Genomic DNA, 21,476 nt, shown 5'->3' on the forward strand with positions numbered 1-21,476 from the left:
CCGACGCGATCCGTGTGCCGGCGGTCCTTCCCGTGATCACCATGACGATCTCGACGGACGGCACCATGACTGTCGCCGTCGATGGGACGCCGTTCGAACCGCCTCGTTTCGGGGCACCCTGGGTCCGCGCGTCCTTTGCGGAGATCATCGACACGGTCCTGCTCGCTCACGGGTCGCCGGTGCGGGTCGTCGTCCACGAGGCAGACGGTACGGTCTTCACCGATCTCATCACCCGCCCACTGCAGGGCTCGCTCAGCCCGAGCGCGCCGCCGCAGAGCCCCGGCCGAGAGTCGAGGACCCCGGCGGAGTCACCGTTCGCTCCGGCAGCACCCATCGATGCCACGCCTCTGGTTGCGCCGCCACACGTTGTGTGCGGCGAAGAAGGATTCCTCCCGGGCGAAGATGTTGCCGTAGCGATCATCGTGCGGCACATCAAGGCTTCTCCGGACGGGTCCGCTCGAGCGTTGCTGGAACCGGGGCTCTGCCGCGTGACCGCCGATGGCGAGATTGTCCTCGTGGGGAGAATCTCTGGCACGTGCGTGTTCGGAGTCGTCACGTGACCGGCACCCGAGGTGTCGATGTCGCCGGTCACGACGGGCTGACCAACCTCGCGTTGCTCGCTCTTGGCGGGGCGATTGCGATCGCCGGCATCCTGCGTGTGGGCGGCGATCTCGCTGCCTTGCTATCGGGAGCGGAGCAGCCGACCGGTGGTGTTGCATCCGGGTTCGGTGTCTTCGGCTCCCCCACGAATCCAGGGGCGGCACTCGGATCCTCTGGGCTCAACGCCGTGGCGTACTGGTCGGTCGTGACGGTACTCGTGGTCTTGCTCGCCGTTGCGGGATGGTGGGTGTGGCGCGTCATCCGGGATCACACGCGTTACGCCGGGTCCGACCCAAATCGGATCGCGGGGATCGCGACGTCGGCCGACGTGCGCCGGGCAGCCTCCGATCACGCGTTGCTGAAGCGCGCTGCCCACCTTCGCGCGTCCGTCGCGAAGCCGCGATCCGAAGACGTCGGATATCTCGTGGGCGTGGCACGGGGAACGAAAGTGTGGACCTCGGTCGAGGACTCGATCCTCGTGATCGGTCCTCCCCGGTCGGGCAAGGGCGCTCACATCGTCATCAACGCGATCCTCGACGCGCCGGGCGCGGTCGTCACAACCTCGACCAGGCCGGACAACCTGACAACCACAATTCGCTCGCGGATGAGACGCGGGCCGGTCGCCGTGTTCGATCCGCAACAGCTTGCCCCGGGAGTGCCGGCGGGCTTGCGTTGGTCTCCGGTACGCGGTTGCGAACTCCCGCTCACGGCGATGATTCGCGCCGCGGGACTCGCCGCGGGTACAGGCCTGTCGAGCGTTGGGGTGGAGAACGGCGGATTCTGGGAGGGCAAAACCCGTACAGCCCTTCAGTCGCTGCTGCACGCCGCAGCGCTCGATGGCCGCTCGCCTGGTGAGCTCTTTCGCTGGACGCTCGACCCGGCCGCGGCGAAAGATGCAATCGCGATCCTCACATCCAACCCTGCCGCCGCGACGGGATGGGCCGAGTCGCTTGAGGCGATGATCGACGCCGACCCACGCACGCGCGACTCGATCTGGCAGGGCGTCTCCCTAGCGTTGGCAGCGTTGGCCGACCCACGTGTTCTCGATGCAGTCAGCCCGAGCGAGGACGAGCAGTTCGATCCGGAGACCTTTCTCCGACGCAACGGCACCCTCTACCTTCTCGCGACGGGCGCCGGCGCCGGCGCGTCCTCCTCGCTCGTCGCCGCGCTGGTCGAAGACCTAGTGGAGACAGCGCGGCGGGTGGCGGCGCGATCCCCAGGCGCGCGGCTCGATCCGCCGCTGCTCCTGGCGCTGGATGAGATCGGCAATCTTGCCCCTCTGCCGTCGCTGCCTGTCTTGATGGCGGAAGGCGGGGGCACTGGCATCACCACGATGCCCGTTCTTCAGTCTCTCGCACAGGCCCGTCAGCGGTGGGGCGATAACGCAGCCACGGCGATCTGGGACGCGAGCATCGCCAAGATCGTGCTCGGCGGTGCCTCGGGATCTCGAGACCTCCAAGACATCGCCACCCTCATCGGCGACCGCGACGAGGCTACCGACTCGATCACGATCGGCGAACGCGGCATGCGCTCCAACCAGCGATCAACGCGCCGGGTTCCGATCATGCCGCCCGACGTGATTCGCACGTTGCCCTATGGCACGGCGCTCCTGCTGCTGAGGTCGGCGCCACCAATCGTCACCCGAATGCGCGAGTGGACTGCGCGCCCCGACGCCTCAGAGCTTCGCGCGGAGCGGGCTCGCGTCGAAGAGCAATTGCGGCGGGGATAGGCGACGCACCTACCAGGTGATGGCCGACCTGCGGCCCTTTGGTAGGAGCATTCGATGACTATCCACACCCAGCAATCTCTCTCCGGGTTCATCGCGTCGCAGCCTCAGCTCGCATTCAACGCGAAAGGCGAGGCACGCTTCTGGGTGCGCATCGGGCAGGAGCACTTCGAACGCAACGAAGACGGAACCTTCAGCCAGACCGAGACTACCTACCACGACCTCGTGATGTTCCGGCGCAACGCGGAGCGGGCCTACGCGATGTTCAACAAGGGCGACGTCTTCATCGCCGAAGGATACACGCACACGTCGACGCGGGAACGCGACGGGGAGAAGGTCGAGACCGAGGAGTTCGTCGCGAAGCGCCTCGGCCACGACTCCGCGCGCACGAACTACACCCTGCAACGCCGGCGGAACGCGCTTCCGCCGGTCGCGGCATCCGCCCCATCGACGGCAAAGCCCGCCGCCAGGCCCGTGGCCCTCTGAGCGAGCGATGACTGCCGACGAGCCCCTGCACTTCCCCGGCTACGAGTTCGAGCCCCCGGCGCCGGACGCCCCCGAAGGTGAGTCCGATGGGCTGCCGAGCGTGCCCCACCCCGTGAACTGGAACGTGCTCACCTCGGATCGAGCGGCATTCGAGTGGGTCGAGCTCGACAGATGGGTGAACTGGCTACGACGCACCTACGGTCTCGGACCGTCGATCATCCCGCCGCTGTGGCACCGACACTCCGAACTGGTCTGGGAGCTCTCCGCCCTACACCTGCACTGGCTCTGTGCCTACGACGAGGAGCAGCATGGCTCCGCTCCCCTCGGCTGGCATCAGGACTTCGCCGAGGCCCGCGAACGCCTGCACGACTGGGTCGCCGCTTGCGGCTCGCGCCTCGACCGCGACAGAGCTACACGGCAGACGGCTTGGCCCGGGGAGGAGCCGGCGCCGTCGGTCGACGAGATCCCCATCGAGGATCGTTCAGCTGACTTCCGCAGGTTCGTCGTCGAAGACGTCGCGCGCAGGCGGGCCGTCGAGGACGCGTTCATGGCGGCAGCCGGCGACTCGAATGTACACCCATGAACCCGCTCAGGTGAGGTTTGCGAGCGCTGCCCGTTCGACCGAGGATCACCGCGCATGTCGGCGTGCTGGTCATGCAATCGAAGTTGGAATCGCTGACCGAGGCTTTGTAAACATCGCGCGCCTGGTCCAACTCATCATCGGGTTCGCCCTCTGATCGACCCTGTGCGCACGCCACGTGGGAGAGATGTTCGCCGATACCTACTAACCACCCGGACCGACATCGTCCCTGAGCGTCACCGCCTGTCTGCAAGTCGTCTCTGCCGGCCGCGAGGCCAGGTGATCGCCGTATCTTGGAGGCATGGCAGACGAATCCCCGTCCGGAATCGACGCGCTGGCGGGAGACGTCATCGACTATGACGACTTGTTCAGCAAGTTCCGCTCCGCGGCCGGTGTCGACGACAGGGAACTTGCGCTGCTCGCGGGTCTGAGCTCCATGATGCTGGTGCGCGACGGTGGCGACGGCGCCCGCTTCGCGCCCCTGATCGAGTTCCGCGACGGTTCCACCTCGTTCACCCCGAACCTGCTGACGGACGAGGACGTCGCAATCCTGCGGGCGGTTCGCACCAGCAACCCCGCCCTTCGCGCCCGGGTGGCGGACGTCCTCTGGGAGCTGGTCACCGGCAGGGAACGCATCGAGCAGGTGCACGCCGCGATCGATGCGTACCTCGAGATCGCCGCGCGCGCGGACTGGTACGAGTCCGAAGAGCTCCTGCACCGTGCGATCAGCCTCGCGCTCCGCTTCAAGGGTTCCGATGCCGGCGAGCGGCAAACCCGGATCCACACATACATTCGCGATGCCATCGACGCCGACGCCGTCGACCCAGGTGAACTGTTGTCCCTGTGCGAGCTACTCAGGACGGTCGGCGCCGAGCCGGACGACCGCGACCCGGTGGTCGCGGTCCTGGCCGCCGCGAGAGCGGCCGCCGCTGTGGCCAAGGAGTATGGCCTCGAACGCAACCTGATCGGCGAGCTCCTGCCCTGGACCGAGGACGAGGGCGACCGGCACGACTTGACCTCGCAAGTCGCGCAGCTCTGGGTCGCGGAGGCAGACTCACGGCTCCAAGGGCCGCAGGCGAGCGCCTTCGTCGCGGCATCGTTTCTTGAGAGCGCGATTCAGGTACTCCGCTCGATCCCGCGTAAGCACCGTGATCGTCTGGATGTTGCGACGCGAATCGGTCAGCTGCGCACGCGAATGCGCGATCTGAACGAAGCCGCAATCGAAGAGATGGTCGCGATCGATTCGCCTTCCTTCACCGTCCAGGGGATGTCCGAGCAAGCCCGCACCGCAGTGAGCGGTCATTCCGTGCTCGAAGGTCTGCTCCGGTTCACCAGGCTTGTGCCCTGGGCATCCGAGCCTGAGGACCGGACCGCGGCGGAGAAGATCCTGGAGGGCACGATCACCGCGATCATCCCGGAGACGAGCCTGACCGGAGACGGCCGAGTGGCGGACAAGTCTGACGCCGACGACGCCGTGGACCGGCAGATGGGCCACGACGCCCAACTCCACCGCCACATCGTCACGATCGGGCTGATCCTTCCCGCCCTGCGGGCCCTGCGTGCCGAACACACCCTCTCGCGGGAGATGTTCCTCCAGATCACGCACGCCTCCGCGGTCGTCCCGCCCGGCCACGAGAACTTGTTCGCATCCGGTCTCTGGGCGGGCTGGAACTACGACTTCGGGGTTTCCGTACACGTGCTGACACCCCGCATCGAAGCACTCATGCGACACCACCTCAACGCGGCCGGGGTGCCGACGACTCACCTGGACGGCGACGGCACGGAAGACGAGATCAGTCTTCCCGCCCTCCTCGATAAGCCCGAGGCGGGCGACGTGTTCGGCGGGCACATCCTGTATGAACTGCAGAGCCTCTACGCGGGCCGGTTCGGTTCCAACCTGCGACACAACATCGCGCACGGGCTCGTCGACGACTCCATCCGCCGGTCCATCGTCGCCGTCTACGCCTGGTGGTCGACGTTGCGGCTAGTGATGGTGCCGTTCTGGAACCGGATGACCTCAGCGGCGCAGCCCGCATCCGACGGGCCGGACCTCGACGAGTCGGACAGCGACGAGAAGTAGGCGTCCGGCGCGTCGCTGCTTTGGCGGCGACTCGATCGGTCGCAGCACGTGGCGGCAGGCCGCGTGCCAGCAGCCACGGTGTCCGTCGCGAACGACACAATGGCAGCGTGACCAAGATGCAACCCGACCTACTGGCGACGCTGTGGTGCGTGCCGGACGGTCCGTGGTCCAACCCGCCGGTGCAGACGAAGCCCGTGCTGCTTCCCGTGGGCGAGTTGACTCCAGAGAACGCAGAGCGGCTGTTCACCCGGTTGCTGGAGACCGAGGCGCACATCGAACACGCCACCCTTTATGGGCTGCCAGGGCAAGCGCAGGCGGGCATCGACGTGTACGCGCGAACGACACCATCACTGGCCACAACACCCCCGGCGGACAGAAGCTTCGTCGCCCTGCAATCGCGTCGCGTGAAGAGCCTCACGCCCGGCTCGATAAGCTCCGCCGTCGACGATTTCCTCGGCGGAGAGTGGGCGACCAGGTGCTCCCGGTTCTACTACGCCACGAGCTCATCACTGCGCGACACCAACCTGGATGCCGCCGTCCGCGCCGCCTACGACACCCTCGCCGAAAAGGACATCCGGTTCGAACCATGGGGAGCGGAGGAGATCTCCGAGATGCTCCGCGATCACCCGCGACTTGTGGATGACTTCTTCGGCCGGGCGTGGGTGAGCGCGTTCTGCGGAGAAGAGCGCGCCGCGGAGCTGACCGCGCGAAGGATCACGCCCGAACAGGCACACGCTGCCCGGTCCGCGCTGGGAGGTCTCTACCACGCCGCCTTCCGGGCGCAAGGCGCCTCCTCGACGGTCACCGACACCCACAGCCAGGGTCTGTCGTATCTCATCCTCGACACGCACACGGTACCCGAGGACACCCCCGCACTAGGAAGGACAGAGGAGCCGGAGCAGTCGGAGCAGTCGGCGCAGTCGAAGTCGCCGGTGTCGAGCCAGCCCCTCGAGGAGTACGTCGGGACTCCTCGGATGATGCGCCGCCGACGTCGACCACCACGCCGGGACCCGATCCGACCGGCCGAAGCCGATCGGACGCGCACGCCCGTCGACGAGTGGACGGAGTCCGCGCGTCTGCGGCTGCTCATCGGCGCGCCCGGGTCAGGAAAGTCCAGTTTCTTGATGTTCACCGCCTCAGACATCCTCGCCCCCGAGCCGCAGTCCGCGGCGCTGCAGCGGGCGCACGGTGGTGACCTGCCCCTGTGGCTGCCGTTCGGGTTTCTGTGCCGTCACCTCGACGGCTCCACGACGAACTCGGTCGTCTCCGCCCTTCACGCCTGGGTCACCCAACAGGGCGGCTCTGCGGCGTGGGATCTCATGCAACCGGCCGTCGACGACGAACGGGCGATACTGCTCGTCGACGGCATCGACGAATGGAGTGATCCCGCGTCCGCCGAGTATGCGCTCGGGCTGATCGAGTCGTTCGTGACACAACGGCGCATCGGCGCGATCCTCACGGCACGCCCATACGCGATGGACCGGCTGAACTGGGTCGAACCGTGGGCGAAGGCGATCCTGGCACCACTGACCCGCGCTCAGCAGATCGACCTCGTCGCCCAGGTGCTCTCCGACTCGGACACGATCGGCGTCGACGGACCACCCAACCCGCACGCGGAGTCGTTCCTGACCGAACTGAACGAGATCCCCGCGTTGGGTCCGCTTCTAGGAACCCCGTTGTTCCTCGGACTGCTGACGAAGTCGTGGCGCGGTGAATCGCTGCCCCCGCAACGTTTCCGCCTGTTCTCCGCGCTCGTCCAACTTCTCGTGGACAAGCACCCACAAATGCGGCGCCGCGCCTCCTCTGCCGCGGGGTCCGAGTTCTCCACCGCCGACATGCTTACGGTGCTCCAGGGCGTCGCCTACCGGGCCCGGATCGACGGCGGCTCGGCGATCAGGCCCCGGCAGGAAATGGAACGACGGTTCCGCGACGAGCTTCGCCGCGACGACGGTCTGGCATACCCGGCCGCCGACGCGGCGCGTGTCGCGGCCGCAGTGCTCTCGCAAGCGGAAGACGAATACGGGCTACTCGTCCCACAGGGCGCCGGCATGGTCGGCTTCTTGCATCGGGTGCTGCTCGATCAGCTTGCCGGTGAACACCTGGCCACCCTCGCGCCCGAGGAACAGGAGCGCGTGCTCACCAGCCGAGCCGGCGATCCCACCTGGCGCGATGTTCTCCTCGCGAGTCTCGCCACGCAGGTCAACGCGCACGTCAACGCCTCCCTGCTTACCCGGCTCACCGAACACCCCGACGTGAACCCGATCGACCAGTACGAACTGATCGCCGAGGCCATCGCCGCCGACATAGCAATCACCACCCAGACGCAGTCGCAGTGGGTGACGGAGATCATCGACCGCGTCAACGAGCACGTCGACACCGCCCATCGGACCACCCTCATCGCGTCGCTGGTGTCGATGACGAAACACGCCTCGCTGCGGCCCGTGCTGCTGAGAGAGTTCAAACGATGGCTCAACGCTTCGCACCCTGAGCCAACCTCACCATTGTGGATGCTTCGCGACGGCGCGGTCGCCGAGATGGGGGTCCTGTCTGTTCTCCTGTGGGGGCTCCGGCACGAGGACGAGACGGTGCAGCTGAATGCCGCGCACGCCATCGCCATCCGGTACGCCGGCGACGCGACTATCGCCGCCCGCGTGGAAGGGCGCGTCCGTGACGGTGCGAACGCCATCGACCAGGCGTTCGCACTACTGTGCCTGGGAACAGGGTGGCCGGACTGGCCGCAGCTGCCCGCCCTCCTGGAGTGGGCGAGAGCACAAATCACGCCGGAGCTGCGGGTGTGCGCGTTGCACCTGCTGCGTGAAGCCGCCGGCGGGCAGTTCGACCACGTCTCCGCTGCCGAGAAGCAATGGTTCGGCGGATTCCTGAGGCATGAAGGAATGCGGCCGCGGGAGCATTGGACAGACCTTGCCATCCCGTTCGTGCAACATGCGGTGTCAGAGCAGCCACAAGTCGCACATTTCGTCCTGGAAACCCTGTCCGGCAACGGCATCAATGGGGGCGACAGATCGATGGCTTGGCTGCTCGCGTGCACCACGTTCAGCGCGGAGGACGCGATCAAGAATTGGGTAGCCGACGAGCTGGAGCACCCTGATCGTCACGGGCTCGTATTGCATAACCTTGGGCTCATTCCTGAGTCGTGGCGCGCAGACCCTGCTTTCGCGCGCAGCGCGATCGCAACGATCCGGGAGGAAGTACCGAAGCCTCCGTTCAACGGCGGGGTGATCGCCCTCGCCGATTCACTGCCCGACGACGAGGCGCTCGACCTGCTCGTGCCGGCTTTGGATTCGTGGCGGCCCGTCCGAGCGGGTGAAGCGCTGCTGGGCCGGTTCGGTGCGCGTCCCGAGGTGCACGCGATCTTTGACAAGCGCCTGCACGGTACTCTCGAGTCGGCCGCGCCGCTTGCGCCGCTCGCACTGGAGGCGCTCGGCGCTACGGAAGGCTTCCGGGTCCTCGTCGAGCTGCTACGATCCTCGGCCGACGAGGGCGACGGCGAGCCACGGGTCGTGATTGCAATGGCGGTCGCTAATGCGTGGGCGCAATTCGCGAGCACCCTGGAGAATCCTGAATACGCCGCGATTGTGAAGCAATACGATCCAGACGAGCTCGCGCGGTGCTGCACCGCCGTCGGGACGGGACATCTCACCTGGCACGTCGACGCGATCATCGCCGCATGGCCCGCGCACGAAGCAGTGATCGCGTTCGCGTTGCAGGCGCTGCAACGCCCCCGCCACGTCAGCAGCGGAGTAGCCGACCCGGCACCACCGGCCATCGTGCGAGCATACGGCGCCCGTGGTGACGCCACCGCCAACATGATGATGGACGCCGTTCTCGATCAGCTCGCCTACCTGCCACCCCAGTTGCGAGAGTCTCTCGTAGATGCACTGACCCGATCCGATCTGACTCCCACCGTGCTACGTGACCTTCTCGGCGACTGGCGTGACGACCCGGACGCGTGGGTGCAGCGCACCGCGCTAACCGGACTGATCCAACGGGTCGGGCGGTACCGGATCTCACCGAATGCCGACCACGCACAGGCGGAGGAAGCCATCGGCTGGTTGCGCACCGAGGTCCAGCGCGAACTCTGCGGGTACGGTCCGGACTTGGAAGACCGCCGCCAGAACGGGTGGGTCGGGATGCTTCTGCTCGGCGACCTTGAGCTTCACGACGGGCTTGTGGAGACGATCGGGGAGCCCACTCGGCCGGGCGTGCACCTGCGACACCTGTTCGGAGGCGTCGACCGGGAACTGGTTGACCTGCTCAACACCAACTGGGACGAAGTGGCCGGCCACTTCGGCGACGACCTGTTCGCCTTGCTGTCCGCATCCAACGCCAGGAACGTCAGCGAGAACGCCCGAATCAACGTGCTCGGCGAACTGAGCAGCAGCACCTCGCCACACCCCGCTGTCAGTGACCTCATCCGTGCGGAGGCAGACGCGAACCAGCAGTTCCGCGTCACCCCGGAATATCTGCTCTGGTCGCATCGTCGCGGACGCCGCGATCTCGAGCTCTTCACCGCCTGCCTCACGAGCAGGAGCTCATCCTCGGGTCTACGACAGACGGACGAGGTCTACGACCTTCTTGTCGATCCGGAGTCGTGGCAGATACCCGCGGACACACTGCGGGTCGCGCTGGCCCAGCAGTCCGGCTTCGACACCAACCCGAGGCTGCGGGCGGTGTTCTGCGAGCTGTTCCCGACCGACGAACGCAGCACCACCATGTTCGCCGAGCTGGAGGCATGGTTTCGCCAGGAAGGTCCGCGCGAGCGTCGCGAATGGATTGACTCACTCGCCATCTCTATCCGATCCTCACCGGCCGGTGCTCTGCCTGTGATAGTCGAACGAGCACACCACCAGATCATGCTCCGGGACGCCGCCGAGCTGTTCCCCGTGTTGACCGGCCCGCTGCTGCGTCGTCTGCGCTATGACCTGGACGCGGTAGCAGCGCTTCGAGCCGCGATCCAGGACCCTGCCTCCGCAGATACAAGCACCTCAATCTGGGGGTGGGCGACCGACGGCGGGCAAATCCCCAGCCCGGCGATCGATACACAGCGGTGCTATCTGCTCGCGACGGTGCTCGACCGGGCCGGACTACTCGATGAGAGCACGACGGCGATGGCTCGCGAGATGCTGACCGTCACCAACTCTGGTGTGGTGGTCCACGACCCGTTCACGGGAGCCGAACGTTCCGCGCGCGCGGCGGCAGCCATTCTGATGAGGCAACCTCGCGGGACTGCCGCGCACTGAGGGGCTCAGTTCTGGCGGCCGAGCTGGTTCGGCACTCTAATGGCCGCCCTGTATGGATTTATCTTCGGCAGTCAGCACCACTGCGGGTCTCATCTCGGCCCTGAGGCGCCCGCGCATGAGCGCCGGTTGCATGTGAGCGGCTTCGTTGCGACAACGTTTGCGAACCCGGATGCTGGCGAACGCCGGCAGGCCCGGAAGGGCGAATCGGGCCAAGCAATCCGGTAGCTCTATCTCATCGCTGTCTCATAACCGTCGCAGCGTCTCAGTTTGTGCCGCGTAGAGCGAACTGGCAGCCATTCCACAGCGGTGTTCGGTCGAGGAGGGGGGCTACATTGTGAGCATGCCTCAGCCGAAATCGAAGAACCCCGTGACGGAAACGGACTTGTTTCCCGACGATGCCGCACCCTCTGACGCAGCTTCTACTCGCGCAGAGTACCTCCATCGCAGCCGGAGCGGATACACGAAGATCCGTCACGCGTTCGTTCAGGAGCCGCCGTCCACTACGCGTTCGGGGAGCCGCCCCGCGATGCTCCCGGCATTCGCGCGCAATCACCGAGCTGCAGTGCTGTATCTCGCTGTACTCACGAACTGGACCTGGCTGAGCCGGAGCGGCGAATCGCTCCCCGCTGACACATGGATTCGCTTTCTGTCGTCAACCAAGCCGGGCGCGCTGACATGGACCCCGCAGTCGCTGTCGCATGCGTGGAGCGTGCTGGAGAGTTGCAGGCTCGTCACGCGCACGCCCGACTACCGTCTGCGCAAGGTGACTCCCCTGCGCGAAACGGGAGACGGTGAGCCGTACACGCGCCCCGAAGGGTCATCTGAAAACCTGTACTTCGTCCTCCCCCATGAGTTCTGGACACGAGAACTGCACGCCACACTGAGCTGGCCCGCACTGGCGGTGCTCCTCATCCTCCTTAAGGAATCCAACGGACGCCCATGGGGTGAGCTCGCGGTGGACCGCGCGCAGAAGTACTACGGGATCTCCCGGACGACCGCGGAGGAAGGACTCACCGAACTGCGCAAGGAAGGGCTGCTCGACAGTCGCACGCGATACGTCACCGACCACGACGCCGCGGAGGGTCGCCGCCAAACGTCGTTGCACGTACTCAACGACCCGTTCTCCATGAAGTACCGCCAGAAGCTACAGAGCGAGGCCCAGCAGCGCCGGAAGGGTTCCGCGCCCAAGAGACCGAAGAAGAAGAAGAAGAAGGAGGTGAGGAGCGATGAAAAGCCCGAAACGCAAGAATGAGACACGCCCAGGCATGTGGGCCACAGTGGGCACCGCGGTCCAGTCAGGATGGGGCCCGACACTGCGACTCCTGAGCGTCTTCGCCCTCGCCGGGATTCTCCTCGGAGGCATCGGCGTAGCAACCGGAGCGGACGAGCTTTTCGACCTGTTCGGTCGCCTAATGCTTACAAGGTAGGGGCGTTAGCCAGATCCGATGGTCGCCGTGAGTCACACCGATCAGATCGCGCGCGCGATCCGTGCTGGCGGGCCGATACGGAGCTCGTGTAGGCCGCCTTCGTAGCGACGACCACATGGCGTACGCATCCACCGAGGCGCGGGCGAGCCGAACGATGATCGTCGCGACGACAACACAAACGTCGGTGCCCGCGGGCAACGTCTGGGGGACGGCGAGCGTGACTAGCGTCAGGACAAGCGCTATGAGCGCCCGAACGCTCGGCCTGAGCACGTTGCGGCGAGGCTAGCTCTGATCGGCCGACTCGAACCCAGCAGCGGGCGCGTGAAGTGGAACCCGATGGGCACTCGGAACCGAGAATGTCCGCTGAGGGATCAATTCGCACGCGACGGTCCGGTCTGCGGGCAGTGCCCGATTAGGGATCCGGTTCGCGCGTTGCGCAGTGGTGGTCGCGCTCCTTCGTTGAGCTTCGAGCGGCTTCAAGGTTTACGGTTGCCACATGGGCGGATTGCGGATCTCTGAGGTGGCTGAGCGGACGGGGCTTCCGGCGAGCACGATCCGGTACTACGAGTCGGCGGGATTGATCGAGCCTGCTGAGCGTGGTTCGAACGGGTATCGCATCTACGGCGAGGACGAGGTGGAGCGGTTGGCGTTCATCGCGGGCGCGAAGCGGTTGAACCTCGGTCTCGCAGATGTTCGTCAGCTGGTCGCCGCGCGCGAATCTGACTTGTGCGAGCATGTGCAGCGCGACATGCGGGCGGTCGTGGCGGCGCGGTTGGCTGATACTCGAGCGCAGATCGCCGAGCTCATGCGGCTCGCGGACGAGTTGCAGCGGGCGCAGGATCGCCTGTCCCGACCAGCGGTCGGCGGGGCCTGCTCGGATGCGTGCGCGTGTACCGCGATCACCGGCGGCGAGGCAGTTCACCCGTCGGGGGCGCTACCGTGCTGACGCGTCAGCGCCGCTGAGCGAGGCCTGCTCATCGCGAGTCCGTGCTGGCTGGATGTCGACAGCGCCGGGGGTCGCCGGAAGGCGGCACGCTTTCGCGCGGTGTCGACGGACCAGGAGGATCGTCACGACGATTCCCGCGAGCACGGCGACGACCAGGAGGCCGGGTATCCAGTACGCACCGAGAAGGGATGCCGCGCCGACGCTGCCGGCGATCGCCAGTAGCGGCCCGGCACAGCATGCCGCGCAGGCCAGTACCCCTGCGCCAACGACGGCGAAGGTTGAGGTGCGTGGCTTCGTGTGGCGGGTCATGCGGCGCCCACGGTTGCACTCAACCCGGCATCGCGGGTCGCGGTGGCGACGAGAGCCTCCAGCACGGTGGCGTGTTGCTCGGGCACGGTGATGCGCATCGTGAGGGAGTCGGAGGCGGACTCGAACTTAAACCCGAAGTACGAGCAGCATGATGTCTCACGCGCGGCGAGGTCGCGGGCATCGGTCTCGCTCGCCGGGTCGAGGATCAGGTCGGCGCAGGTGGGGTTCACCTGGTGCACCCGGCGGAGACTCCTCGCGAACAGGGTGTTGAACTCCTGCTCGCGGAGGGGACGCTCGACGGTAGGGAGGGTGCAGGCCGTGGGGGCCCATTCAGGTTCGGTCATGGCACCGACGTTATGGCTTCGAGCGACTTGAAGGTCAAGCCCTCTTCTAGGCTGATGAGATGCAGCGGGTCGTGGTCTCGTGGGACCGGCACCAGGTAGCGCTCTACGTAGCGGCGATCGTCATCGGCGGCGTGTTCGGCGTCCTAGCTCCCTCCGCAGCCCCCGTGCTGAGCGCCGCGACGAACCCGGTGCTCGCGGTGCTGCTGTTCGCGACGTTCCTCGGCGTGCCGCTGATCGAGGTGGGTCGATCCTTCCGCGACCTGCGCTTCCTCGGAACCGTGCTGGCGGTGAACTTCGTCCTCGTCCCGCTTGTGGTCTGGGGGCTCTCGCGATTCGTGGCTGATGATCGCGGACTGCTCATCGGTGTGATTCTTGTTCTGCTGACCCCGTGCGTGGACTACGTGATCGTCTTCACCGGCCTCGCCGGAGGCGCGAAAGCCCGCCTGCTCGCGGCGACCCCGCTGCTGATGCTGCTGCAGATCGTCCTCCTCCCGGCCTACCTGTGGCTGTTCGCCGACGGCGACACCGTCGCGCACATCGAGATCGAACCGTTCGTCGAAGCGTTCGTCATCATCATCGTCATCCCCCTCATCGCGGCCACCCTCGTCCAAACCGTCGCCCGCCGCCACCGCGCCGGCCGCACCATCGAACAGGTGATGGCGGGCGCGATGGTGCCGCTGATGATGCTCACCCTCGCCGTCGTGATCGGATCACAGATCGCAGCCGTCGGCGAACAAGCACTCACCCTGCTCCGCGTCGTTCCGCTCTACGTCGCATTCCTCGTCATCATGCCTCTCCTCGGGCTCGCCGCCGGCCGCGTGGCGCGGCTCGACGTGCCCGAAACCCGCGCCGTCATGTTCAGCGGCGCCACCCGCAACTCGCTCGTCGTTCTTCCCCTCGCCCTCGCCCTGCCGGCCGAACTCGCGATCGCGCCGCTCGCCGTCGTGACACAGACCCTCATCGAACTCGTCGGCATGATCATCTTCGTTCGGCTCGTACCGAAGCTCGCCCCAAACCGGCCACGAGAACGCGCAACCCGATGAGGAAGTTCCGCCTGACGCAGCCGCACGGAGGGCGTCCGCGAGGCGAGGAGGATGATGGAAGCATGAAGATCGAGCTTCTCCACATCGACGACTGCCCCAGTTGGCGCGAAGCGGGCATCCGCCTCGCGCACGCGTTGGCGACCGTGGGACTCGGAGACGTCGAGGTCACGTATACGGTCGTACGAACCACGGAGGATGCCCAAGGCGTCAACTTCGGGGGGTCACCGACGATACTTGTCGACGGCGAGGACCTCTACCCGTCGAACCAACGAACGTCCGACCTAGCGTGCCGCGTCTACGCAACTCCCAACGGGCTGGCCGGGATGCCGACGACGGAACAGCTTATTGATGCGCTGGCCAGCCATGGACACTGACCTCGCTGTGTCCTGCGGGTGTTGCGGCAGAGTTCTGCCGCGACGAAAAGTACACGCTCTCAACGGCGGAGCCGCACACGTCTGTCGCCGCTGCGGTCTATGGATTGCCTTCCGCCCTCGCCGAGACAAGCCCGAACAAAGCGCAGAAGTCGGGAGCGCCGTCAACACTCCCGAGGGCCTCGACCACTGAGGGATCGATCAAAGCGTGATGTCGGGTCGCCGTTCGGCGTAATCGGTCGTGAGCCAGCGAAAGATCGGCAGCGAGGATGTCGGGGAGGCCGCGTTGGCGCGGAGATAGCCCCGACTTGCGAACTCGAGAGCGTGACGGCGTGGCTCCGTGTAGACGTCGAGGGGCAGCATCCCGCCCCGGAACCGCGCGCGGGATACCTCGGCGACCCTCGCCCGCAGCTCAACCTCATGATCGGCGAAGTACTCATCGGCGATCGCTAGGATCTCGCGCGCGACACGTCGGTTCTCCGAACGCTCCTGCCACGCGTGCACCAGATCCGGAGGGGTCGGATCGTCCTGATCTCTGATTCGGGCGATGTCCGCACCGGTCCGCTTCTGCGCGAAGAAGGCGTCCGCCGCGGCATCGTTGTGACGTCGTTCCGGCGCGTGAACCCGGTGACGCCGTCGCTCGGGTAACCCGGCACGAGCACGGCGACGCTGCATGCGCCTTGCTTCGTTCTCCCGCTCACGATACGTCGCGCGTTGGTCAGGAGTGGGCGACCACGCCGGGTCGCGGCCGGCAGCCCGGGCACGGTCGACCGCGCGACGTCGCGCCTCGTTCGCCTTCTCGGGGTCAGCAGCCTCACGGGCACGCCGGCGCTCAGCGATCGCGTCGCGATTGCGGTGGTAGTAGTCGCGCTGCGCCTGCTTGTAAGTCTCCGGGTGCTTCTGCTTGTAGCGCTCGCGGGCTTGGTGACGCTCCTCCGGGTGCTCCGCTGCCCACGCTCTTGCGCGATCGATCCCCTTCTTGCGGCGCGCCTTCTCCTCCCGCTCGCGTTGAGCACGAACCCGCTCCCGCTCGCGGTTCTTCCGGCGGATGTCCTCGCGATTCCTCTCACGGTATTCCGCGTAGTACGTTGGGTGCGCGTCGTTCCAAGCCTTCCGCTGTGCGGCCAGGCGCGCTGCCCGCTCCTCATCGCTCGGCTGCGCGTCACTCATGGTGGTCTACTGCGAGAAGGCCGTCGAGCTCAACCAGAGCTGTGAACAGCTCCTCGCGCGTCGCGGTCGGGTCGGTGATCGCTCGCGCGAAGAGCGCACCGATCCGTTCCCGCTCGGTGTCGGACACGTCACCGAGCCGCGCGAGACACCAGTCGATGTCGTCGGCGAGGCTGTAGCTCGGATCGTCCGCCTCGATGCCGGGGTAATACAGGAACGCGAGCACAGCCACGTGCTCCAGGACGGCGTCAGCGCGCTCACGATCGCTCATGGCAGGAAGGTGCGCGTCACGCGCCCAACAGCTCGCGCGGCGATGTCTGTTGGTCGGACTACTCTCATGCGTGTGCGGCCGGAGGAGGATGCCCAATGGCCGAACCGCGTCGATGGCACCCGCTGCTCGCAGCGCAGGAAGGTCCCACTGGCACGTGGAACATGGTCGACGGGTTCGACCGCGTGTACGGTGTCATCGAGCTCCTTCGAGTGAGCGCCACTGACGTGCGCTACCGAGCCAGCTTCCGGGACGAGGTCATCGGCTGGTCATCGACCCTGCGCCTCGCGTGCGAGCGGGTCCACAACGAGTTTCTGCGGAACCACGGCCCGAGCGGCGGGCCGATCGCGAGTTGGGGCGCCGCGGAGCAAGCGCAGTGACCACAGGCCGCCTTCTCACGTCGGCTGATCCTTGGCGAACGCGCGGTCGAGCATCTCGGCCGTGGAGGGGTTCACCATCTCGTTTCGCCGAATGTAGTGCTGGACGGTGATCTTGGGATCCGTGTGGCCCAACAGCTCTGCAGCAAGCTCTACGCCCGCCTGTTCGTTGATCGCTGTCGCGACCGTGCGGCGGAATGCGTGCGGCGTGACTCCCGTGATCCCGGCGATCTCCATGACTCGTCGAAGCTGGCGCCTCACATTGTTCGTGGTCAACGGGTTGCTCTCCCGGCTGCAGAAGAGCAGCGCGTCCAGCGACGCATCGTTGAGACTAGCCAGACGCAGGCGGACGGCCTCGGCCGTGAACGTCGGAATCGCGATGGTGCGACGCGACTTCGCGGTCTTCGGGTGATCCTGCCGCTGGGTCGGCTCCCCTCTATTGCTGACGATCGTGCCCGTGATGCGAATGGACGGCACCGCGCTCGTGATGTCAACGTCGCGACGTCGAATTGCGAGCACCTCGCCGATTCTGGCGGAGGTGCCGAGCATGACCTCGATGATTCCACTGAGCTGTCCATCCGGCTTCGGTCCTGAGATCGCGCGACCGCTCTCCCACACGGCGATCGCCGTGCGGATCGCCATTACTTCGACCGGGGTCAGTGCGTCGGGCGTAGTGGTCTGCCGATTCAGTCGAGCGACATGGTCCACCGGATTGCGCGGCAGGACCTCGTGACGGACGGCGAGGCCGAACGCCAAGCGAAGCACGACGCGAGCATGCTTTGCTCGGCTGTAGCTCCGCTTGTTCAACTGCTTGAGGAGTTGATCGCAGCGCGCAACGCCGATCTCCCGTAGCGTCAGATTGCCGATAGCCGGCATGACGAGGGTTCGCATGTTGCGCTCGTACAGCTGCCGTGTCGTCGTGGAGAGACGGCCCTCCTGATCCAGGTCTTCAAGCCAGTAGTCCACGAGATGTGAGAACAGGCTGTCGGGAGTGAGTGACGATGTCGCGGGCTGGAAGAGGCTGCGAGTCGAGAACTTCACTTTCAGAGCGCGCTCGGCCAGAGCCTCGGAAGCCGCCGTGGCCTGAACCTGACGCGTCCTTCCATCCCAATCCCGAAAGCGCGCACGAGCGATGACCCGACCGCCTGGCGCAGGCAGAAATCCAATCTCGCCGAAAGTGCCGACCGCGAGACGCTCCCGGCTCATCGGATCACCGCCGTTGCGTCGGTGGCAGCGGCTCGGGTTCCTTCTGCGCGTCGACCCAAGCCTTCACATCGGAAGCGGCAAAGGTAAGGTGCTTGCCGTAGTGGTGCGCACGAGGCGCACGCCCCTTCGTCCGCCACTCGTAGATGGTCGACACCGGAACACGGAGATAGTCCGCGAGCTCGTTGATGTTGAAGAGCTTCTCGAGCCCAAACTGCTCGAGCGACAGGCTGTTCTCGGTATCCATATCCAAGAGGTACGCAGCGCGCCGCCCGGCCATCCGGGGGCAACCGCAGCGGAGCCGCAACGATCGAGGACAATCGGCGCACGACGTTCGCGGCGAGGTCAATTCGGTAGGTTTTCGGTGACGTGGTCACATCTCACCAACTAAGAAGTCCCGGGAACCCTCAGGTTCCCGGGACTTTCCAGTCGGGATGACAGGATTTGAACCTGCGACCCCTTGACCCCCAGTCAAGTGCGCTACCAAGCTGCGCCACATCCCGATGCCCGTGTTTTCGCGCGGACAACTCCCCCATCCTACCCGGTCACCGGAGCCCGCGCGAACGCGTGTCGCACCGTCGCGCGTGTCGGCGACACGGCGTAGCGTGCCCGCATGGCTGAGATCACGATCGAGCCCGCGACGGGCGACCGGCTTGCGGATGCCGAGCACGCACTCACCGGCGGCGGGGACGGCCGCAGCTGCCAGTGCCAGTGGTGGACCATCACGAACGCCGAGTGGCAGCGCACCACGAGCGACGACAGAGCGGAGCTGCTCCGCACCGAGATCGAGACCGGCCCCCCGCCCGCGCTCATCGCGTATGTCGACGGTGAGCCGGCCGGGTGGGTGCGGGTCGGCCCGCGCACGCGGCAGGTCCGCCTCGGCCGCACGAAGAGCTTCGTCGCGCATTCGGAAGAGCCGTGGGACGACGAGGCGGTGTGGGCGGTCAGCTGCTTCGTCGTTCGCAACGAACACCGGGGCGCCGGCCTCAACGCCCTTCTGCTCGACGCGGCCGTGGACTACGCCCGCATGAACGGCGCGCGTGTCGTCGAGGGGTATCCGAAGGACCCGGCGAGCGGCCGCACGAAGTCGTCGAGCGAGCTGTTCCACGGCGTGGTGTCGACCTTCGAGGCGGCGGGATTCCGCGAGGTGGCGCGCCCGCGCCCCGACCTCGCGATCGTCGCGCTCGACCTCGCGCCCTGACACGGTACGGGCGGCACACCCGGACGTGCGACGATGTTGTCTACCGCGCGCTCGACGAGGAGGACCATGCACCGGCTCTGGCTCGGATTCGTCCCCTACGTCATCGTCTCGCTCGTCCACGTCGGCGCGCTGGCGCTCGCTCCCGAACGCGCAGGCCTCACCAAGCTGCTGCTGATGCCACTCCTCGCCGTCGCCGTGCTGTGGGGCCGGCGCGACCTGCGCTGGGTGACGACATGGCCGATCTGGGCGCTGCTGCTCGGCGCGATCGCGCTGTCGTGGCTCGGGGATGCCGCCGGGTCGTTCTTCGCGAACCTTCCCACCGTGCCGATGATGCTGCTCTTCTTCGGCCTCGCGCACCTTCTGTACATCTGGCTGTTCTGGCGGATCCTGCCGGTGCGCCGCGTGCCCCCATGGGCGATCGTCTACGCCCTGTGGTACGTCGTGCTGCTGGCCGTGCTCGCACCGCACCTGGGCGGGCTGCTCATCGCCGTGGCGTTGTACGGCCTCGTGCTCGGCGGCACCGCGGTGGCGGCATCCCGCTGTCATCCCCTCATCGCGTGGGGCGGCGCATTCTTCCTCGCCTCCGACACGATCCTGGCCTTCCGGCTCTTCATGCCCGACGCGATGCCCGACTGGACGAGTCCGCTCGTCATGCTCACGTACTGCCTCGGGCAGGGCCTCATCGCCTACGGCGTCATCGTCGCAGCGCACCGGCTCCCCACGACGGAGAGCACCGCGGAGGCGGGAGCCCAGCCGTGAGCGAGGGCGCAGCGCGCGTCGATGCGTGGCTGTGGGCGGTCCGCGTCTACAAGACTCGGTCGGCTGCGACGACCGCATGCCGCGCGGGGCATGTGCGGGTCAACGGCGAGAAGGCGAAGGCCGCGCAGCCCGTGCGACCGGGCGACGAGCTGCGCGTACGGATCGCCGGATTCGACCGCATCCTCGTCGTCAAGCAGACGATCACCAAGCGCGTGGGGGCGACCCTCGCCGCCGCAGCCGTCGACGATCAGACGCCGCCGCCCCCGCCCCGCGAGCTCACCGCCTTCGTCCCGATGCGCGACCGCGGCGCGGGGCGCCCGACAAAACGCGAGCGCCGCGACATCGACAAGCTGCGCGGCCGCTCGGCGAACTCCGACGACGACGAGTAGCCGGGGCTTCAGGGCAGAAGGTCGAGCAGGTCCAGCAGCCAGCGCGTGCCGCGCACGCCGGCACCGGCATCCGTCACCCGATCCCCCAGCGCGCGATCGCTCGTCACAACGGTGGTCGTGCGGCCGGCGGCGACCAGCCGTGCCGTCACCGCCACGATCTCGTCGTCGCCCGATGCCTCGGCGCGAACAACCTCGACGGTCGCGCCGTCGCCCGCAGCGCGTGCCTGACCCTCGACGACGGCCACGATCTCGGGGAACCACGTTTGCGCGGGCAGGTCGAGCGCCTCGGCCGCCACGCCCGCACCGACAAGCCGGTCCAGCCGCGCGATCAGCCGATCGGCAGCGCCCGCCCGGTCGCGCCACCACCCGTCGGGCACCGACCCGACGACGTTCGCGACATCGACGACGATCGCCGGCCGCACCGCCAGCAGATCACGCAGGCCATCCCACGAGGACGCGAACCCCGGATGGAGCGGATGCTGCGCCACCTGGTCGACCGGCACCCACGCGAGTTCGCGGCTCTCGGGGTCGCTGATCGTCGGTTCGAACGGCACGACGACGTCTCCGACGAGCGTCGCATACGACCAGTAGCCGAGGTCGAGGACGCTCATCACCCGCGGCCGGATCGCAGCGACCGGCACGCCCGCCTCTTCCGCAGCCTCGCGCAGGGCGCCGTCGCACGCCGACTCGCCCTCGTTCCGCGCGCCGCCCGGGAGCGCCCAGGTGTCGCCGAAGTGGCTCCACGACACGCGATGCTGCAGCAGCACACCGCGCTCGGGATCGAGCGCGAGCAGCCCCGCCGCCCCGAATCGCCCCCAGTACCGCTCCCCCGTCGGCGCGATCACCCACGCGTCGCCCGGGTCGCGGGGTCCGTGCGGACGCCGCGGCTCGCCGGGTGTCGGAGGCTCGATGCTCACCCCGCCAGCCTGACACACGGCG

The 21,476-nt window shown here is 67.1% G+C and carries 21 protein-coding genes and 1 tRNA gene; 14 read left to right on the forward strand and 8 right to left on the reverse strand.

What is annotated here, in order from left to right; all coding sequences use genetic code 11:
* Positions 1–41: 41 nt before the first annotated feature.
* The 8 genes from FFS15_RS08870 to FFS15_RS08905 all read left to right on the forward strand — a co-directional run bounded on the left by FFS15_RS08870 (position 42) and on the right by FFS15_RS08905 (position 13,106).
* Entirely contained in the window at positions 42–560 is a 519-nt protein-coding gene (locus FFS15_RS08870) for a hypothetical protein (protein WP_137844660.1), read from the forward strand.
* Positions 557–2,329, forward strand: coding sequence for a type IV secretory system conjugative DNA transfer family protein (locus FFS15_RS08875; protein ID WP_137844661.1), 1,773 nt, complete (start codon positions 557–559; stop codon positions 2,327–2,329). The genes FFS15_RS08870 and FFS15_RS08875 overlap by 4 nt, the downstream gene beginning before the upstream one ends.
* A gap of 54 nt (positions 2,330–2,383) precedes the next feature.
* Positions 2,384–2,812, forward strand: a complete 429-nt coding sequence (locus FFS15_RS08880; RefSeq protein WP_137844662.1) for a single-stranded DNA-binding protein — start codon at positions 2,384–2,386, stop codon at positions 2,810–2,812.
* A 7-nt stretch (positions 2,813–2,819) separates the two neighbouring features.
* The gene (locus tag FFS15_RS08885) at positions 2,820–3,395 is read left to right on the forward strand and encodes a hypothetical protein (protein WP_212743131.1); all 576 of its coding nucleotides are present in this window, start codon (positions 2,820–2,822) and stop codon (positions 3,393–3,395) included.
* A 298-nt stretch (positions 3,396–3,693) separates the two neighbouring features.
* The gene (locus FFS15_RS08890; RefSeq protein ID WP_137844663.1) at positions 3,694–5,472 is read left to right on the forward strand and encodes a DUF4209 domain-containing protein; all 1,779 of its coding nucleotides are present in this window, start codon (positions 3,694–3,696) and stop codon (positions 5,470–5,472) included.
* Positions 5,473–5,579: 107 nt separating this feature from the next.
* Positions 5,580–10,733 carry a hypothetical protein gene (locus FFS15_RS08895; protein WP_137844664.1) on the forward strand — a complete coding sequence of 1,718 codons (5,154 nt, stop codon included), beginning with the start codon at positions 5,580–5,582 and terminating at the stop codon, positions 10,731–10,733.
* Between the two features lie 340 nt (positions 10,734–11,073).
* Positions 11,074–11,985: an ArsR family transcriptional regulator gene (locus FFS15_RS08900; RefSeq protein ID WP_137844665.1), complete on the forward strand. Its 912-nt coding sequence runs from the start codon at positions 11,074–11,076 to the stop codon at positions 11,983–11,985.
* 695 nt (positions 11,986–12,680) lie between these two features.
* Complete coding sequence (locus tag FFS15_RS08905; protein WP_171013137.1) at positions 12,681–13,106, forward strand: MerR family transcriptional regulator; 426 nt, start codon at positions 12,681–12,683, stop codon at positions 13,104–13,106.
* Here the strand turns inward: FFS15_RS08905 and FFS15_RS08910 are convergent.
* A complete protein-coding gene (locus tag FFS15_RS08910) occupies positions 13,095–13,415 on the reverse strand; it encodes a hypothetical protein (protein ID WP_137844667.1) in 321 nt (106 codons plus the stop codon). The two genes, FFS15_RS08905 and FFS15_RS08910, sit on opposite strands and share 12 nt — an antisense overlap.
* Positions 13,412–13,759, reverse strand: a complete 348-nt coding sequence (locus FFS15_RS08915; RefSeq protein ID WP_137844668.1) for a hypothetical protein — start codon at positions 13,757–13,759, stop codon at positions 13,412–13,414. The genes FFS15_RS08910 and FFS15_RS08915 overlap by 4 nt, the downstream gene beginning before the upstream one ends.
* Before the next feature lie 59 nt (positions 13,760–13,818).
* Between FFS15_RS08915 and FFS15_RS08920 the strand changes: the two genes are divergently transcribed.
* Positions 13,819–14,802 (forward strand): bile acid:sodium symporter, encoded by a 984-nt coding sequence (locus FFS15_RS08920; protein ID WP_137844669.1) that lies wholly within the window; start codon positions 13,819–13,821, stop codon positions 14,800–14,802.
* A 62-nt stretch (positions 14,803–14,864) separates the two neighbouring features.
* Positions 14,865–15,176: a thioredoxin family protein gene (locus tag FFS15_RS08925; RefSeq protein ID WP_137844670.1), complete on the forward strand. Its 312-nt coding sequence runs from the start codon at positions 14,865–14,867 to the stop codon at positions 15,174–15,176.
* A 198-nt stretch (positions 15,177–15,374) separates the two neighbouring features.
* Here FFS15_RS08925 and FFS15_RS08930 read toward each other — a convergent pair whose 3' ends face one another.
* Both FFS15_RS08930 and FFS15_RS08935 read right to left on the reverse strand, forming a co-directional pair.
* A complete protein-coding gene (locus tag FFS15_RS08930) occupies positions 15,375–16,343 on the reverse strand; it encodes a hypothetical protein (RefSeq protein ID WP_137844671.1) in 969 nt (322 codons plus the stop codon).
* Positions 16,336–16,611, reverse strand: a complete 276-nt coding sequence (locus FFS15_RS08935) for a hypothetical protein (RefSeq protein WP_137844672.1) — start codon at positions 16,609–16,611, stop codon at positions 16,336–16,338. The genes FFS15_RS08930 and FFS15_RS08935 overlap by 8 nt, the downstream gene beginning before the upstream one ends.
* Positions 16,612–16,706: 95 nt before the next feature.
* Here FFS15_RS08935 and FFS15_RS08940 point away from each other — a divergent pair, with 95 nt between their 5' ends.
* A complete protein-coding gene (locus FFS15_RS08940; RefSeq protein ID WP_137844673.1) occupies positions 16,707–16,988 on the forward strand; it encodes a hypothetical protein in 282 nt (93 codons plus the stop codon).
* 15 nt (positions 16,989–17,003) lie between these two features.
* Here the strand turns inward: FFS15_RS08940 and FFS15_RS08945 are convergent, their stop codons facing one another.
* The 3 genes from FFS15_RS08945 to FFS15_RS08955 all read right to left on the reverse strand — a co-directional run bounded on the left by FFS15_RS08945 (position 17,004) and on the right by FFS15_RS08955 (position 18,691).
* The gene (locus FFS15_RS08945; RefSeq protein ID WP_137844674.1) at positions 17,004–18,191 is read right to left on the reverse strand and encodes a site-specific integrase; all 1,188 of its coding nucleotides are present in this window, start codon (positions 18,189–18,191) and stop codon (positions 17,004–17,006) included.
* 4 nt (positions 18,192–18,195) lie between these two features.
* Complete coding sequence (locus FFS15_RS08950; RefSeq protein ID WP_137844675.1) at positions 18,196–18,435, reverse strand: helix-turn-helix domain-containing protein; 240 nt, start codon at positions 18,433–18,435, stop codon at positions 18,196–18,198.
* A gap of 182 nt (positions 18,436–18,617) precedes the next feature.
* Positions 18,618–18,691, reverse strand: a tRNA-Pro gene (locus FFS15_RS08955).
* Between the two features lie 110 nt (positions 18,692–18,801).
* Here FFS15_RS08955 and FFS15_RS08960 point away from each other — a divergent pair.
* The 3 genes from FFS15_RS08960 (at position 18,802) to FFS15_RS08970 (ending at position 20,537) form a co-directional block, all read left to right on the forward strand.
* The gene (locus tag FFS15_RS08960; protein WP_137844676.1) at positions 18,802–19,389 is read left to right on the forward strand and encodes a GNAT family N-acetyltransferase; all 588 of its coding nucleotides are present in this window, start codon (positions 18,802–18,804) and stop codon (positions 19,387–19,389) included.
* A gap of 66 nt (positions 19,390–19,455) precedes the next feature.
* Positions 19,456–20,148: a lysoplasmalogenase family protein gene (locus FFS15_RS08965; protein ID WP_137844677.1), complete on the forward strand. Its 693-nt coding sequence runs from the start codon at positions 19,456–19,458 to the stop codon at positions 20,146–20,148.
* Positions 20,145–20,537: an RNA-binding S4 domain-containing protein gene (locus tag FFS15_RS08970; protein ID WP_137844678.1), complete on the forward strand. Its 393-nt coding sequence runs from the start codon at positions 20,145–20,147 to the stop codon at positions 20,535–20,537. Before FFS15_RS08965 ends, FFS15_RS08970 begins: the two co-directional genes overlap by 4 nt.
* Before the next feature lie 8 nt (positions 20,538–20,545).
* Here FFS15_RS08970 and FFS15_RS08975 read toward each other — a convergent pair whose 3' ends face one another.
* Positions 20,546–21,454 carry an NUDIX hydrolase gene (locus FFS15_RS08975; RefSeq protein WP_137844679.1) on the reverse strand — a complete coding sequence of 303 codons (909 nt, stop codon included), beginning with the start codon at positions 21,452–21,454 and terminating at the stop codon, positions 20,546–20,548.
* Positions 21,455–21,476: the final 22 nt, after the last annotated feature.

The organism is Microbacterium sp. 2FI, from assembly GCF_005502885.1.
Classification (GTDB): Bacteria; Actinomycetota; Actinomycetes; order Actinomycetales; family Microbacteriaceae; genus Microbacterium.

Coding starts and splice junctions, on each gene's coding strand:
- FFS15_RS08870 (WP_137844660.1), top strand. CDS start 42: ATGACGATCTCGACGGACGGCACCATGACTGTCGCCGTCGATGGGACG.
- FFS15_RS08885 (WP_212743131.1), top strand. CDS start 2,820: ATGACTGCCGACGAGCCCCTGCACTTCCCCGGCTACGAGTTCGAGCCC.
- FFS15_RS08900 (WP_137844665.1), top strand. CDS start 11,074: ATGCCTCAGCCGAAATCGAAGAACCCCGTGACGGAAACGGACTTGTTT.
- FFS15_RS08925 (WP_137844670.1), top strand. CDS start 14,865: ATGAAGATCGAGCTTCTCCACATCGACGACTGCCCCAGTTGGCGCGAA.
- FFS15_RS08920 (WP_137844669.1), top strand. CDS start 13,819: ATGCAGCGGGTCGTGGTCTCGTGGGACCGGCACCAGGTAGCGCTCTAC.
- FFS15_RS08910 (WP_137844667.1), bottom strand. CDS start 13,415: ATGACCCGCCACACGAAGCCACGCACCTCAACCTTCGCCGTCGTTGGC.
- FFS15_RS08935 (WP_137844672.1), bottom strand. CDS start 16,611: ATGAGCGATCGTGAGCGCGCTGACGCCGTCCTGGAGCACGTGGCTGTG.
- FFS15_RS08915 (WP_137844668.1), bottom strand. CDS start 13,759: ATGACCGAACCTGAATGGGCCCCCACGGCCTGCACCCTCCCTACCGTC.
- FFS15_RS08965 (WP_137844677.1), top strand. CDS start 19,456: ATGCACCGGCTCTGGCTCGGATTCGTCCCCTACGTCATCGTCTCGCTC.
- FFS15_RS08940 (WP_137844673.1), top strand. CDS start 16,707: ATGGCCGAACCGCGTCGATGGCACCCGCTGCTCGCAGCGCAGGAAGGT.
- FFS15_RS08930 (WP_137844671.1), bottom strand. CDS start 16,343: ATGAGTGACGCGCAGCCGAGCGATGAGGAGCGGGCAGCGCGCCTGGCC.
- FFS15_RS08950 (WP_137844675.1), bottom strand. CDS start 18,435: ATGGATACCGAGAACAGCCTGTCGCTCGAGCAGTTTGGGCTCGAGAAG.
- FFS15_RS08960 (WP_137844676.1), top strand. CDS start 18,802: ATGGCTGAGATCACGATCGAGCCCGCGACGGGCGACCGGCTTGCGGAT.
- FFS15_RS08890 (WP_137844663.1), top strand. CDS start 3,694: ATGGCAGACGAATCCCCGTCCGGAATCGACGCGCTGGCGGGAGACGTC.
- FFS15_RS08880 (WP_137844662.1), top strand. CDS start 2,384: ATGACTATCCACACCCAGCAATCTCTCTCCGGGTTCATCGCGTCGCAG.
- FFS15_RS08945 (WP_137844674.1), bottom strand. CDS start 18,191: ATGAGCCGGGAGCGTCTCGCGGTCGGCACTTTCGGCGAGATTGGATTT.